The following is a 13,440-nucleotide window of genomic DNA, read 5'->3' as shown; positions in this document are numbered from 1 at the left end:
CGGTGCGGCGCCCGCTGGGCGGCGACGACCGCGGACAGGTCTCCGTGGAGTTCCTGGGACTGCTGCCGCTGATCCTGCTGGTCCTGGTGCTGCTCTGGCAGCTCGTACTGGTCGGCTACAGCTATTCGCTCGCCGCGCACGCCGCCGACCGGGGCGCGCGGGCGGCCACCGCCACTCGGGACGGCGGCGCGGGCGCCTGCCGTACCGCCGCCGAGGACCAGCTGCCGCCCGCCTGGCAGGCGGGTTCCTCGGCCTCCTGCACCACCGAGGCGGGCCTGTGGAAGGCCACCGTCCGGATCAGCGTCCCGGTGCTCTTCCCCGGCGTGGCCAGCTTCCCGGGGCACATCACGGGCTCGGCCGGCGCCGTGAAGGAGGACAGCCGATGAGGACGGTGCGCCGCCCGGGGGCCGTTTCCCGTCGTCGTGCTGCCGGGGCTCCGGGAGGGTTCCGCGGTCCCGCCCCAAGGCTCCGCCACGGCCGCGACCGGGGCCAGGCCTCCATCGAGTTCCTCGGTTTCCTGCCGATCCTGCTGATCGTCGGGCTGGCCGTGGTCCAACTCGGGCTGGCGGCCTACGCCGTCCAGCAGGCCGGCACCGGCGCGCGCGCCGCGGCCCGTACCGCCTCGATGGACCGGGCCGACCGGGAGACCGATCCGCGGTCCGCCGGCCGGGCCGCGATGAGCGGCTGGGTCGCGGAGGGCGCGACGATCTCCGTCAGCGAGGGCGGCGACGCGGTCAGCGCCACGGCCAGGGTCACCATCCCCTCGATCATCCCCGGCGTCGACGACTTCGGCTCCGCCAGCCGCAGCGCCACCATGCCCCGCCCCGCCGACCCGCAGGGCGCGGCAGCAGCGAGCACGTACGAAGGAGCACCCCCGCGATGAGTCTGAAAGCCCGGATCGTCGCGCCCGAGCCGGCCGGCGAGCCGCGCCACGACAGCCACCTGGTCGCCACCTACCGCGCCAAGCTGCTGGAGGAGATCGACCTCGCCGAGATGTCCTCGCTGGCCGCGGCCGAGCGCCGGTCCCGGCTGGAGCGCGTCCTCGGCCACATCATCAGCCGCGAGGGCCCGGTGCTCTCCACCGCCGAACGGGCCCAGCTGATCCGCCGGGTGGTCGACGAGGCGCTGGGCCTGGGCGTGCTCGAACCGCTGCTGGAGGACGCCTCGATCACCGAGATCATGGTCAACGGGCCGGACCAGGTCTACGTCGAACGCGCCGGCCGGGTCGAGCTGGTCCCGGTCCGCTTCGCCTCGCACGAACAGCTGATGCAGACCATCGAGCGGATCGTCTCCACCGTCAACCGCCGTGTCGACGAGTCCAATCCGATGGTCGACGCCCGCCTCCCCTCGGGCGAGCGCGTCAACGTCATCATCCCGCCGCTCGCCCTGAACGGCGCCACGCTCACCATCCGCCGCTTCCCGCGCGCCTACACCCTCGCCGAACTCATCGGCCGGGGCACGCTCGACGAGCAGATGCTGCTGCTGCTGGCCGGGCTGGTGCGCGCCAAGTTCAACGTGGTGGTCTCCGGTGCCACCGGCGCCGGCAAGACCACCCTGCTCAACGCCCTCTCCGGCCTCATCCCGGAGGGCGAGCGGATCATCACCGTCGAGGACGCCGCCGAACTCCAGCTCCAGCAGACCCACGTCATCCGGCTGGAGGCCCGGCCGCCCAACGTGGAGGGCAAGGGCCGGATCACCATCCGCGACCTCGTACGCAACTCCCTGCGCATGCGCCCCGACCGCATCATCGTCGGCGAGGTGCGCGGCGGGGAGACGCTCGACATGCTGCAGGCGATGTCCACCGGCCACGACGGCTCGCTCGCCACCGTGCACGCCAACAGCGCCGAGGACGCCCTGATGCGGCTGCAGACGCTGGCCTCCATGTCGGACGTGAAGATCCCCTTCGAGGCGCTGCGGGACCAGATCAACAGCGCCGTCGACTGCATCGTCCAGCTCACCCGGCACGCCGACGGCTCCCGCCGGATCAGCGAGATCGCCATCCTCGACTCGCGCGGCCACGAGGACTACCGGATCGCGACGGTCTGCCGGTTCGACGCCGAGCCGATGGGCGCCGACCGGATCGTGCACGGCCGCTTCCGCTACTTCCCGTTGCCCCGGCGGGTGGCCGAGCGCCTCTTCATGGCGAGCGAACCCACCCCGCCCGCCTTCGGGGTGGCGGCCACCGACGACCAACTCGCCACCCGGAAGGCCACCTCATGACCGGCTGGGCCCTGACCACCGCCGCCGGGGGACCCACCACGGCCTCCACGACCCCCCTCGTCCAGCTCACCGTCGGGGCCACCCTGCTGTGCGCGGTGCTCGCCGTCGTCGGCGTCCGCAGCTACGCGGCCGGGCGCGCCCAGCGGCAGGCCGTCGTCGACCGCCTCGCCGACGAGCACGGACTGCCGGCGACCGGGAAGCGCCGCCGCTTCCCGTCCGTGGACCGGGCCCTGCGCGGCACCCGCTTCGGCCGCCGCCTGGAACTCCGGCTGGCCGCCACCGGCCTGGACGTCACCCCCGGTGAGTTCTTCGTGGGCATGCTCGTCGCGGTCGTCGCCCTCTGGCTGGTCGCGCATGCCGTCCTGGCGCCCTTCTTCGGGCCGATCGCCGCGCTGGTCGCCGTCTGGGCGGCCTTCGCGTTCCTCAACTGGCAGCGCCAGAAACGCATCGAGAAGTTCATCAACCAGCTCCCCGAACTCTCCCGGATTCTGGCCAACGCCACCCAGGCCGGGCTGGCGCTGCGCACGGCCCTGGGGATGGCGGCCGAGGAACTGGAGGCACCGGCCGGCGAGGAACTGGCCAAGGTGGCGGCCAAGCTCGCCGTCGGCCACTCCATCGACGAGGCCCTCGGCGAACTCGCCGAACGCCTGCCCTCCCGCGAACTGGTCGTCCTCGTCACCACCCTCGTCCTGTCGAACCGCGCCGGCGGCACCGTCGTCGGCTCGCTGCGCAACCTCACCACGACGCTGGAGGAGCGCAAGGAGACCCGTCGCGAGGTCCGCACCCAGCTCTCCCAGGTCACCGTCACCGCCTACGTCGTCCCGCTCCTCGGCGTCGGCACCCTGCTGCTGATGAACCGCATCGCCCCCGGCGCGATCGACCGGATGACGTCCTCCTTCCTCGGCCAGCTCGCGGTCGTGGTCGCCTTCGTCCTCTACGGGCTGGGCTTCTTCTTCATCCGCCGACTGTCCAAGATCGACGTCTGACGGGCCGGGAGGGGAAGCGGGATGGGAAACGGAATGGGAATCGGAATTCTGCTGGCCGCGGCCTTCGCCCTTTCGGTCGTCGGCATCGCCTGCGGCGTCGCCCTGTACCGCCGCGAGGCCCGGCTGCCGCCCGACCTGGCGCTGTCCCTGGAGGTCGGTGCGACCCGGACGACGGCCGTCGGCTCGGCCGTGGACCGCCTCGGCATGCGCTACGCCCCGCTCGTGCTGCGCCTGATGGGCGAGAAGCGCACCGCCCGCATCCGCCGCCGGATCGACCTGGCGGGCAACCCCGGCGGCCTCACCGTCGACCGCTACGCCGCCCGCCGTGCCGTCTACGGCGCCCTCGGCTTCATCGGCGCGCTGGTGATGTTCCTGCGCGGTCAGCCGGTTCTCGGCGTCCTGATGGTGCTCTTCGGCCTCTTCTGGAACGAGGTCGGCATCTGGGCCGCGATCCGCCAGCGCAAGGACACGATCGAGCGGACCCTGCCGGACTTCCTGGACGTGCTCGCGGTCGTCGTCAGCGCCGGGCTGAGTTTCCGCCAGGCACTCGACCGGGTCGCGGACAAATACGAAGGCCCGTGGGCCGATGAACTCCGGATCACCCTGCGGCAGATGGACATGGGCGTCAGCCGCCGCGCCGCCTTCGAGGAACTGCGCAAACGCAACGACTCCGAACAGGTCGCCCAGTTCGTCACCGCCCTCCAGCAGGGCGAGGAACTCGGCTCGCCCATCGTCGACACCCTGATCCAGATCGCCAACGACATGCGCCGGACCGACGCCCAGAACGCCCGCCGGCGCGCTGCCCGGGCCGTCCCCAAGGCCACCATGGTGGTCACCACGTTCATGGTGCCGGCGACGATGATCCTGCTCATCGCGGGTTTCTTCCTCGGCTCGGGCACCAATTTCGGCTCGCTGATGGGGGATTGAGGCGGCACCCGCGCGGCGCCGTAGCGGCGGCCGGTCCGGGCGTGCGGCGGTCGGCCGAACGCCGTGCCGGGCCCGGCCGGATGCGTGCGGTGCACGGCCCGCTTTCCCGTCAACGCCTTCGCAACAGCAACGAGTTGTGTCACAGTGGGTGGACCGGCGGTCACCGCCGCGCTCGGGCGCGGGGAGGCCGGCCGGTCCGCATGGGCATCGGCGCGGGACGCGGTCCGGAGGGGGAGCGGGGGTGGACGAGGTGCATGAGCGTGGCCGAAAGGCGCCGTTGTATCTTCCGCCCGTGTCCCCGAAAGAGGATTGGGTACGGAATCCCTGTCCGGGGAACACCGTTCCGGCGTACTTTTCTGGTGTCATGAGCGCGGCCGACCGCGCCGACACCACGGGGGCAGACCAGCCGGACCAGAGCGGTGCGGCCGCCCATGGAGGGGAAGACGATGGCGAAGCGGTTTTTGGGGAACGACCGGGGACAGACCTCGATCGAGTACCTCGGCATCATCGCGGTGGTCGTGGCGATCGTCCTGGTCCTGTCGACCACGGACTTCGGCAGCCAGATCGCCAATGCCATCGCCAACAAGATCTCCGACGTCGTCGGCATCTAGGGCCCCGGGCCCCCACCGCCATGACGGTCGCCGAACCGCGCCGCGGCGCGCGTGACGCCGGGCAGGCCTTCCCGCTCTACCTCGTGGCGGTCGCGGGCCTGCTCTTCCTCGCGCTCGCCTTCTTCGCCGTGGGGCAGGCGGCGGCCACCCGCAACGGTGCCCAGACCGCCGCCGACGCCGCCGCGCTCGCCGCCGGGCAGAAGTACCGCGACCTGCTGACCAAGGGCCTGCTCGACGGCGTCCGCGACGGCAGTTACGAGACCGACAAGGCCGCCTGGGAGGACCTGCTGAACGGGCGCGGGGTTCTTTCCCCGGCGGCCTGCGCGAGCGCGGACTGGTTCGCCGGACGCAACGACGCCGAGGTCTCCCGCTGCGTCCCGGACTCCTGGCCGACCTCGTTCGCAGTGACCGTCAAGACCCGGAACACCGTGGGGGCTTCGGTCATCCCCGGCACCTCGGGCAAGCACGCGCGGGCCGAGGCGACCTCGGTGGTCGGCCCGCGCTGCGCCCCCGCACCTGACGGCGGCGACGCCGACGGCAAGGACGGCAAGGACGGCAAGGACGACGGCCGCGGCAAGGGCGGCAAGGACGACGGAGGGGGCAAGGACGGCAAGGGCGCCGGCAAGGACGACCCCGGGCCCGCCCCCGTCACGATCACCTGTGACGGCAAGGAATGGCTCCTCGACGCCGGCGACCCGACGCACCTCCCCGACGCCTCCGACCTCTTCTCCGTACGGCTGGCCCACTGACCGCCCCAGAGCACCACATCGACCACCCCACCGACCCGCACCGGGCACCCGACGATCGAAGGAATCGCATCCATGAGCATTCGGCGCACCACGAAGGCCGCCAGGGGAGCGGTCGCCATGGCGAGCGCTGTCGGCCTGGCTCTCGTCGTGTCCGGCTGCGGTGGCGGCGGGGACGGCGGTGCGCGGACGGACGACAAGAAGCCGCCGGCCCGTAGCAGCACGCCCAAGGACGGCGGCCCCGGCACCCCGGCGGCCGACTCCAGCAAGGTGATCGGCGAGATGAAGGGCCCGGACGGCATCGTGGTCACCCTGAATTCCGTGGTCCGCGACTCCGGCGGCTTCGTCACCGTCAACGGCACGGTCAGCAACCACGGCAGCCGCGCCTTCAACGCCATCGACTGGCGCTCCAACGAGACCGAGCTGCGGTCACGTTCGTCCATCTCGGGCGCCACCCTGGTCGACAAGGCGGGCAAGAAGCGCTATCTGGTGCTGCGGGACACCAACGGCGAGTGCCTGTGCACGACGGGCCTGAGCGGGCTGATGCCGGGGGCCAGCCGCCCGATATTCGCGCAGTTCCCGGCGCCACCGGCCAAGGTGACCGAGGTCGACTTCCAGCTGCCGACCCTGCCGCCGGCGACCGTGCAGATCACGGACTGAGCGGGCCGCCCGATGACCGTGAATCCCACGTCCCGTTCCCCCCGTTCTCCCCGTTCGCGCCGGATGCCCCGCGGCGCCGTCCCGGCCGCCGTCGCGCTGCTGCTGGCCGCCGCGCTGTCGGCACCCCCCGCCCACGCCGATCCGCCGGGCGTGACCGAGGACTCCGGCCCGCCCGTGCGCATCGACCCCCACGACCCCGATCTGCGGATGGTGCAGGGGGCCGAGCTGGCGCCGGCGAAGGTGCTGAACATCAAGTCGATCGTGGAGACCGACGACGGCTCGGAGCGGCGGCAGGACACCAACGACAACGTGACGTTCGCGCTGCAGGCCGAGGTGCTGTTCGGCAAGGACAGCGCCGAGCTGACCGGGGACGCGGTGTCCCGGATCGGCACCATCGCCGACGAGGTCAGGAAGCAGCACGCCACCACCCTGCGGGTCTTCGGCTTCACCGACAACCTCGGCTCGGCGAGTCACGGCCTGGTGCTGTCCAAGAAGCGGGCCACCGCCGTCCAGGAGGAACTGGCCAAGGACCTCGGCTCGGAGGTCGGCTTCCAGATCCGCGGCTACGGCGAGCAGTACCCGATCGCGGACAACAACACCGAGGAAGGCCGCAAGAAGAACCGCAGGGTCGAGGTCAGCTTCCCGCGGGCGGATTCGTAGCCGGAGGCGGGACGGCGGCCGCGGGCGGGAAGGGTGCCGGGGCCGGACAGCCGGCCGGCGGCGGGTAGTTGCCCGGGGGCGGGTACGGCGGCGGGAAGGACGGGGCGGGCATCCGGGTGCGCAGGACCAGGGTGCCCACGGCCTTGTCGTGCAGACACTGCCGGTACGGCCGGTCCCAGAGGCAGAACAGCGCGTCGAGCTGGCTGAGCACCGGCACCGCCCACATCCCCAGGTGCGTGAGGTGCCGTGCCAGGGCCGTCCCGTAGGGCAGCCGGCGGCCGTCGGCCACCCGGACGACGGTCAGACCGCAGATCAGCTTGCCCACCGTGCCGCCGCACCCGGCCGTCAGCAGCGGCGAGTAGAGGAACACCATCGCCACGGCCGCCAGGAGGGTCAGGTAGAAGGGCGAGTTGTCCGCCGGGCGGCCCAGGGTGACGACCAGGCCGATGGCCGCCGAGAGGACGGACAGTGCGACGACGGCGATCACCACGTCGATGACGACGGCGAGCAGCCGCCGGCCCGGGTTGGCGAGGACGGGAGGGCGTGCGTTCATCCGCGCATGTGATCACTCGGGGGCGGGGGACGGCAAGCTGCCCACGGGGGCCGGCCGGACAATATTGGACCGAGTGATTCAAATCGTGCTAGGTTGATGTCATGGCGCGACCCAGGCAGTTCGACGAGGACCGGGCGCTCGACGCCGCGATGGAAGCGTTCTGGATCACCGGCTACGAGGCGACGTCCACCCAGGACCTCTGTGACGCCACCGGGCTGGGACGCAGCAGCATCTACAACACGTTCAAGAGCAAGCACGACCTGTTCGAACGGGCCCTGGCCCGCTACATGGAGCGCAAGAACGCCGAGATGTACGCGTTGCTGGAGAGCGAGCTGCCGGCCCGGCAGAAGATCCGCGCGCTGCTCCAGCGGACGATCGACGACGAGTGCGCGGCCGGTGCGGACGGCCGCGGCTGTCTGGTCGTCAACACCTGCATCGAGGTGTCGGCCCACGACCCGTCGGTCGCGGCCACGCTGGAACGGGACTACGGCGCACGGCTGGCGGCGCTCCGGGCGGTGATCGAGTCGGGGCAGCGGGCCGGTGACCTCACCTCGCGGACGGACGCCGGCACGCTCGCCCACCTCCTCATCGCCACGATCGGCGGGCTGCGGGTCTCGGCCCGGGCCGGGATCGGTCGCGCGGCGCTGGAGGGCGTGGCGGACGCGGCGATGAGCGGGTTCTGAGCAGCCGGCCGGACGTCGGGGCGGTACGGGCCGGGAGCCCGCACCGCCCCGCTGGCTACCGCGCCTGCCCGCCCCGTAGCGCCACCAGCACCACACCTCCCGCGGCCAGCGCGGCGACCGCGAGGCCGAAGGTGGTGGCGGCCGCCGGGAGGCCGATGGCATCGCTGAGGTAGCCGTCGGCGACCGGGAGGGCGCCCGCCAGGAAGTAACCGCCCGCGTTCAGCGCGGCGTTGGCCTCCGCCCGGCGGCCGGCCGGGACCTCGCGGCTCAGCAGCGTCAGCCCGCCCAGCTGGCCCGCACCCTGCCCCGCCCCGGCCAGCAGTACCGCGACGACGAGCGGCGCCAGGGTGCCGGTGTGGATCGCGGTGACCAGGGCGAGCGTGCCGGTGACGGTGGCCGCCCCGGAAGCGAGCAGGACCGTACGGACCGCGAGGCGGCGCAGCGCGAACTGCACGCCGGTGGCGGACAGGAACATCGCCAGCGCCAGCCCGCCCGCCAGTGCGCGGTTGGTCGTACCGAGCAGTCCGGCGAGCAGCGACGGGCCGAGCGACAGCACGAAGGCGGTGGCGCTGATGCCCGGCGCGAACGCGGCCAGGCCCAGGGCGAGATGGCGGCGGTTGGCGTGCGGCACGGCGGGCAGCCGCACCCAGCCGCCCGGCGCGGCGCCGGCCGTCCCGCTCCGCCGCGGCAGCGGCATCCGGACCACCGCCGCCAGTGCCGTGGCCAGCAGGACGCCCTCGACGACGAAGACCGTGACGGTCGGCGCGGGCGCGGTCTGTGAGAGCACCCCGGCCAGTACGGGGCCGATCCCCGCGCCCAGCACCATGGCGGTGGAGGCCAGCAGCGGGCCGATCCGGCGGCCCGCGGCCAGATCGGTGACCGCGGCCATCCCGGCCGAGACGGCGGCGCCGGTGGCCACGCCGGTCAGCAGCCGGGCGACGGCGAGCGCGGCCACCGAGGGTGCGGTGGCGTAGACGAGGCAGGCGACGAGGGCCAGCAGCAGCGCCGGGACCAGCACCGGTTTGCGCCCGAGCCGGTCCGAGGCGACGCCCGCCACCAGCAGCGCACCCAGCAGACCGACCACGTACGCGGCGTAGATCAGCGTCAAGGTGCCGGAGCTGAAGCCGAGTTGGCGCTGCCAGACCGCGTACAGCGGCATCGCCGCGTTCGACAGCACGAAGATCGCGACCACCGGCCAGGCGGCGAACCAGACCTCCCGCACGGGCGGTACGGCGGTGGTCGCGGCCGGCGCCGGGCTCGCGGTGGGCCTGCTCTCGGGCCGCGCGGTGCGTGTTGCGGGCATGGGTGTCCCCTCCTCATCGCGCTGTACGAGTCGAGTCGTACAGTCAGTACGAAGAGATTCGTACAGCCATACCGCAGTACGATGCAAGTCGTACTGCGAAGTGGGCTGCGCAGGAGGCGGCGGAACGACTGCCCGCCACTGCCGCCCGACCGCCTCGACCGCCCCGAACCGGAGGAGCACCGCATGTCGTCCACCCCACGTGCCCGGACCGAGTGGGCGCAGCGACCGGTGCCGGCCGGTGCGCCCGAACCGCTGCCGGAGCCGGCGCGGGACGCGCTGCGGCTGGAGGTCGTCATGGGCGCGCTGAGCGATCCGCTGCGGATGCGCATCGTGCGCACGCTGCTGCTGGAGTCCGAGGAGTTCGACCACACCTGCGGCTGGTTCGGCCTGGACCGGCCCAAGTCCTCGCTCACCCACCACTTCCGCACACTGCGCGAGGCCGGTCTGATCCGGCAGCGGCAGTACGGGCTGGAGCGGCGCAGCCACGTCCGGGTGGACGACCTTCAGGCGCGCTTCCCCGGACTGCTGGCACTGGTGGCCGACTGGCAGCAGTGACCGCACCCGGCGGTACGGGGCTCAGCACCCGGCGGTACGGGGCTCAGCGCCCGGCGGCCTCCGGCGCGGGCGCCGGCTCGACGCGCAGCCGCATCCCCGGGCGCAGGCCCCACTCCGTCATCGCACCGGCCGCCGCCTCCAGGACGTGCCGGGCGCGCAGCCGCGGGCGGCCCAGGCGGCCCGGCGGCATGGTGCGCACCGCCAGCACGCGGAAGTCCCGGCCCAGATAGGCCACATCGATGGCGAACCGCATCCGGAAGGTGTGCACCCCGCTCGCCGGGGTCAGCAGCAGGGCCCCCTCGATGCCGTCGCGGCCCAGCAGACCGCGGGCCCGGGCACGGTACGAGGCCGCGATCTCCACCGGCACCGCACGCCCCGCGCCGTACAGAACCCCCGGTCCGTTCCTCCAACGCGCCATGCCCCGCGTTCTATCAGCTCCCGGCGTGCCCCGGGAGACGTCCCCATAGGGTCGGACCGTGTCAGTGATGCTGATGGTGCTCGCCGCCGCCTACGGGGCCGCGGCCGGGCTGCTCATACCGCGGCCCGCCCACCGGATGGCCGTCGGCCCCGAGGAGGAGTGGCGCGCGCAGTGCCCGGGGGGACACCCGATCACCGGCGCGGCGCGCGGCTGGCTGGGGCCGGGGCGCTGCCCGGCCTGCGGGGCGTACGGGCCCGCCGGGGTGCCGACGGCCGCGGTCACCGCGCTGGTCTGCGCGGCCCTGGCGGCGGCCACCGGGCCGCGGCCGGAACTCGCCGCCTGGCTGCTGGCGGCGCCGGCCGCGGTGCTGCTGGTGATCGTCGACTGGCGGGTGCGGCGGCTCCCGGACGTGCTGACGCTGCCGCTGGCCGCCGTCCTCGCGGCGGCACTGGGCCTCGCCGGCCGGTTCACCGGCGACACCGGCGCCTGGTGGCGGGCCCTCCTGGCCGGTCTCGTGCTCGCCGCCTGCTACCTGGTCCTGCACCTCGTCAACCCGGCGGGACTCGGACTGGGTGACGTCAAGCTGGCACTCGGCCTGGGCGTCGCCCTTGGGTGGTACGGCTGGCGCACCCTGGTCACCGGCGGCGCGGCCGGGATCCTGCTCGGCGGGCTCTACGCCGCCGGGCTGCTGATCGTGCGGCGCGGCGCCCGGGAAACCGCCGTACCGCTGGGGCCCTTCCTGATCGCCGGGGCGTTCTGCGGCCTGTTGCCGGCCGCACTGGCGGCCCGCTGACCCCGGTCCGCCGGGGCGCCGCCGGGCCCGTACGCCCGCGCGGGCGCAGGGGCGCATGGCCCGCCTCCCACCCCCGTCGCCGCGCCGGAGCCACGCCGCCGCGCGCGCCGGTGCACACAGCACCCCTTCCGCGGGGTTATGGTGGAAACCCCCCCTCGGGCCGGTCCGTATCCCCCCCACGGACCGGCCCGCTTTTCTTTGCGGCCCGCGGGAGGGTCGCGGACCCCTTTCGGGGATGGCCGGAAAGCAGTGCTTCCGGGCGGTGGTCCGCCGGCCGGGTCAGCCCCGGCGGGCCCAGATGTTGACCCCGTCCGTGGTCGTCGCGAACCGATCGATCTCGGCGAGCTCGGCGTCCGTGAGGGCCGGGGCGTCGAGGGCCGCGACATTGGCCTCCAGCTGGGCGACGCTGCTGGCGCCGATCAGTGCGGAGGTCATCCGCTCGTCGCGCAGCACCCATCGCAGGGCCAGCTGGGCCAGCGACTGCCCGCGCCGGCCGGCGATCTCGTTGAGGCCGCGCAGCCGGCCCACGACATCCTCGGAGAGCAGGTTCGGGTCCAGGGACTTGCCCTGGGAGGCGCGCGAGCCCTCGGGAATGCCGTTCAGGTACTTGTCCGTGAGCAGGCCCTGGGCCAGCGGAGCGAAGGAGATGCAGCCCATGCCCTCGTCCTCCAGGGTGTCGAGCAGCAGGTCGTCCTCGGTCCAGCGGTTGATCATCGAGTACGACGGCTGGTGGATCAGCGGCCGTACGCCCATTTCGCGCAGTATGCGGGCGGCGTCCCGGGTCTGCTCGGCGTTGTAGGAGGAGACGCCGACGTAGAGCGCCTTGCCCTGCTGGACGGCGGAGGCCAGCGCGCCCATCGTCTCTTCCAGCGGGGTGTCCGGATCGAAGCGGTGCGAGTAGAAGATATCGACGTAATCGACGCCCATCCGCTTCAGTGACGCATCCAACGACGAGAGGAGATATTTCCGCGAACCCCATTCGCCGTAGGGGCCCGGATGCATCAGATATCCGGCCTTCGTGGAGAGAATCATCTCGTCGCGGTAGCCGCGGAAGTCCTGCGCGAAGATCTTTCCGAAGTTCAGCTCGGCGGAGCCGGGCGGCGGGCCGTAGTTGTTGGCCAGATCGAAGTGGGTGACACCCAGGTCGAAGGCGCGTCGCAGGATGGCCTGCTGGGAGCTCAGGGTGCGGTCGTCCCCGAAGTTGTGCCACAGTCCAAGGGAGATAGCGGGGAGTTTGAGTCCGCTGCGGCCCGTTCGCCGGTACTTCATCGAGTCGTAGCGGGAATCCGCGGCGCGGTAGTCGGTGCCAGTCATGCTCATCTCCCTATCACGTACCACTGACCTACCTGATGGGGCTGTCTCGACAGCCGAGAAGTAAAGTTGCCCACTTGAGGCGACGGGGCGACCGCCATTGGCACGGAGGGGCTGGACCACACATGCTGCGATCTTCCGGGATGCGCATCCCGTATCCGCCTGCACTGCGGAATCTGGTTTACCGGCTTTACGCGCGGCGGGTGGAGGGTCGCCTGGATCACACCCAGGTGCCCAAGCACATCGGCGTCATCCTCGACGGCAACCGGCGCTGGGCGCGGGCCGACGGGCGGACGACCGAGCAGGGCCACCAGGCGGGCGCGGCCAAGATCGGCGAGCTGCTCGGCTGGTGCGCGGAGACCGATGTGGAGGTCGTCACGCTCTGGCTGCTGTCGACGGACAACCTCGACCGGCCCGAGGCCGAGCTGAAGCCGCTGCTCGGCATCATCGAGAACACCGTGCGGGACCTGGCCGCCGACGGCCGCTGGCGGGTGCACCACGTCGGCAACCGCGACCTGCTGCCCGAGGCCACCCAGACGGTCCTCAAGGAGGCCGAGGCGGCCACCGGCGACAACAAGGGCATCCTGGTCAACGTCGCGGTCGGCTACGGCGGCCGGCAGGAGATCGCGGACGCGGTGCGCTCGCTGCTGCTGGAGCACGCCGAGCGCGGCACCTCCTTCGAGGAACTGGCCGAGATCGTCGACATCGACCGGATCGCGGAGCACCTCTACACCCGCGGCCAGCCCGACCCGGACCTGGTGATCCGGACCAGCGGCGAGCAGCGGCTGTCGGGCTTCATGCTGTGGCAGAGCGCCCATTCGGAGTACTACTTCTGCGAGGTCTTCTGGCCGGCGTTCCGGAAGGTCGACTTCCTGCGCGCGCTGCGCGACTACGCGGCCCGGCACCGCCGCTACGGCTTCTAGGGGGTGTCTTCAAATGATCTCGGGTGGTGGACCATGGTCGGGTGATACGTCGCCATGAACTATCCGATGCTGAGTGGGAGTTCGTCCGACC

17 protein-coding genes are annotated in these 13,440 nt (G+C 72.6%); 13 read left to right on the top strand and 4 right to left on the bottom strand.

What is annotated here, in order from left to right:
• The first annotated feature begins 2 nt into the window (after window positions 1-2).
• The 9 genes from ACGF4C_RS12010 to ACGF4C_RS11970 all read left to right on the top strand — a co-directional run bounded on the left by ACGF4C_RS12010 (window position 3) and on the right by ACGF4C_RS11970 (window position 6,810).
• Complete coding sequence (locus ACGF4C_RS12010; RefSeq protein ID WP_393565507.1) at window positions 3-386, top strand: TadE/TadG family type IV pilus assembly protein; 384 nt, start codon at window positions 3-5, stop codon at window positions 384-386.
• Window positions 383-883: a TadE family protein gene (locus tag ACGF4C_RS12005; protein WP_393565505.1), complete on the top strand. Its 501-nt coding sequence runs from the start codon at window positions 383-385 to the stop codon at window positions 881-883. The genes ACGF4C_RS12010 and ACGF4C_RS12005 overlap by 4 nt, the downstream gene beginning before the upstream one ends.
• Window positions 880-2,220, top strand: coding sequence for a CpaF family protein (locus ACGF4C_RS12000; protein WP_393565503.1), 1,341 nt, complete (start codon window positions 880-882; stop codon window positions 2,218-2,220). Before ACGF4C_RS12005 ends, ACGF4C_RS12000 begins: the two co-directional genes overlap by 4 nt.
• On the top strand, window positions 2,217-3,206 hold the full coding sequence (locus ACGF4C_RS11995; RefSeq protein WP_393565501.1) for a type II secretion system F family protein: 990 nt from the start codon (window positions 2,217-2,219) through the stop codon (window positions 3,204-3,206). Before ACGF4C_RS12000 ends, ACGF4C_RS11995 begins: the two co-directional genes overlap by 4 nt.
• Window positions 3,207-3,239: 33 nt before the next feature.
• Window positions 3,240-4,133 carry a DUF5936 domain-containing protein gene (locus ACGF4C_RS11990; RefSeq protein WP_030800891.1) on the top strand — a complete coding sequence of 298 codons (894 nt, stop codon included), beginning with the start codon at window positions 3,240-3,242 and terminating at the stop codon, window positions 4,131-4,133.
• Window positions 4,134-4,579: 446 nt separating this feature from the next.
• Window positions 4,580-4,744, top strand: coding sequence for a hypothetical protein (locus tag ACGF4C_RS11985; RefSeq protein ID WP_006603411.1), 165 nt, complete (start codon window positions 4,580-4,582; stop codon window positions 4,742-4,744).
• Between the two features lie 20 nt (window positions 4,745-4,764).
• A complete protein-coding gene (locus tag ACGF4C_RS11980) occupies window positions 4,765-5,493 on the top strand; it encodes a pilus assembly protein TadG-related protein (protein WP_393565499.1) in 729 nt (242 codons plus the stop codon).
• A 72-nt stretch (window positions 5,494-5,565) separates the two neighbouring features.
• Window positions 5,566-6,150, top strand: coding sequence for a hypothetical protein (locus ACGF4C_RS11975; RefSeq protein ID WP_393565497.1), 585 nt, complete (start codon window positions 5,566-5,568; stop codon window positions 6,148-6,150).
• A gap of 63 nt (window positions 6,151-6,213) precedes the next feature.
• Complete coding sequence (locus ACGF4C_RS11970) at window positions 6,214-6,810, top strand: OmpA family protein (RefSeq protein WP_393565495.1); 597 nt, start codon at window positions 6,214-6,216, stop codon at window positions 6,808-6,810.
• On the opposite strand, the gene ACGF4C_RS11965 is transcribed toward ACGF4C_RS11970, so the two are convergent.
• A complete protein-coding gene (locus ACGF4C_RS11965; RefSeq protein ID WP_393565494.1) occupies window positions 6,785-7,363 on the bottom strand; it encodes an RDD family protein in 579 nt (192 codons plus the stop codon). The two genes, ACGF4C_RS11970 and ACGF4C_RS11965, sit on opposite strands and share 26 nt — an antisense overlap.
• Window positions 7,364-7,464: 101 nt before the next feature.
• Between ACGF4C_RS11965 and ACGF4C_RS11960 the strand changes: the two genes are divergently transcribed.
• On the top strand, window positions 7,465-8,046 hold the full coding sequence (locus ACGF4C_RS11960; RefSeq protein ID WP_351540741.1) for a TetR/AcrR family transcriptional regulator: 582 nt from the start codon (window positions 7,465-7,467) through the stop codon (window positions 8,044-8,046).
• Between the two features lie 55 nt (window positions 8,047-8,101).
• Here the strand turns inward: ACGF4C_RS11960 and ACGF4C_RS11955 are convergent, their stop codons facing one another.
• Window positions 8,102-9,349 carry an MFS transporter gene (locus tag ACGF4C_RS11955; RefSeq protein ID WP_393565492.1) on the bottom strand — a complete coding sequence of 416 codons (1,248 nt, stop codon included), beginning with the start codon at window positions 9,347-9,349 and terminating at the stop codon, window positions 8,102-8,104.
• 183 nt (window positions 9,350-9,532) lie between these two features.
• Here ACGF4C_RS11955 and ACGF4C_RS11950 point away from each other — a divergent pair, with 183 nt between their 5' ends.
• On the top strand, window positions 9,533-9,904 hold the full coding sequence (locus ACGF4C_RS11950; protein WP_393565490.1) for an ArsR/SmtB family transcription factor: 372 nt from the start codon (window positions 9,533-9,535) through the stop codon (window positions 9,902-9,904).
• A 43-nt stretch (window positions 9,905-9,947) separates the two neighbouring features.
• Here the strand turns inward: ACGF4C_RS11950 and ACGF4C_RS11945 are convergent, their stop codons facing one another.
• A complete protein-coding gene (locus tag ACGF4C_RS11945; protein WP_393565488.1) occupies window positions 9,948-10,322 on the bottom strand; it encodes a DUF192 domain-containing protein in 375 nt (124 codons plus the stop codon).
• A 58-nt stretch (window positions 10,323-10,380) separates the two neighbouring features.
• Here ACGF4C_RS11945 and ACGF4C_RS11940 point away from each other — a divergent pair, with 58 nt between their 5' ends.
• Entirely contained in the window at window positions 10,381-11,115 is a 735-nt protein-coding gene (locus ACGF4C_RS11940; protein WP_393565486.1) for a prepilin peptidase, read from the top strand.
• 279 nt (window positions 11,116-11,394) lie between these two features.
• On the opposite strand, the gene mgrA is transcribed toward ACGF4C_RS11940, so the two are convergent.
• Window positions 11,395-12,429 carry an L-glyceraldehyde 3-phosphate reductase gene (gene mgrA, locus ACGF4C_RS11935; protein ID WP_393565484.1) on the bottom strand — a complete coding sequence of 345 codons (1,035 nt, stop codon included), beginning with the start codon at window positions 12,427-12,429 and terminating at the stop codon, window positions 11,395-11,397.
• A gap of 140 nt (window positions 12,430-12,569) precedes the next feature.
• Here mgrA and ACGF4C_RS11930 point away from each other — a divergent pair, with 140 nt between their 5' ends.
• The gene (locus ACGF4C_RS11930) at window positions 12,570-13,349 is read left to right on the top strand and encodes an isoprenyl transferase (protein ID WP_030412176.1); all 780 of its coding nucleotides are present in this window, start codon (window positions 12,570-12,572) and stop codon (window positions 13,347-13,349) included.
• Window positions 13,350-13,440 lie beyond the last annotated feature (91 nt).

This window comes from Streptomyces sp. NPDC048197, assembly GCF_043202395.1.
In the GTDB taxonomy this organism is placed as follows: Bacteria; Actinomycetota; Actinomycetes; order Streptomycetales; family Streptomycetaceae; genus Streptomyces; species Streptomyces siderophoricus.
Note: the sequence above shows the minus strand (reverse complement) of the source record. Positions and strands in the feature narration are given on the sequence as shown.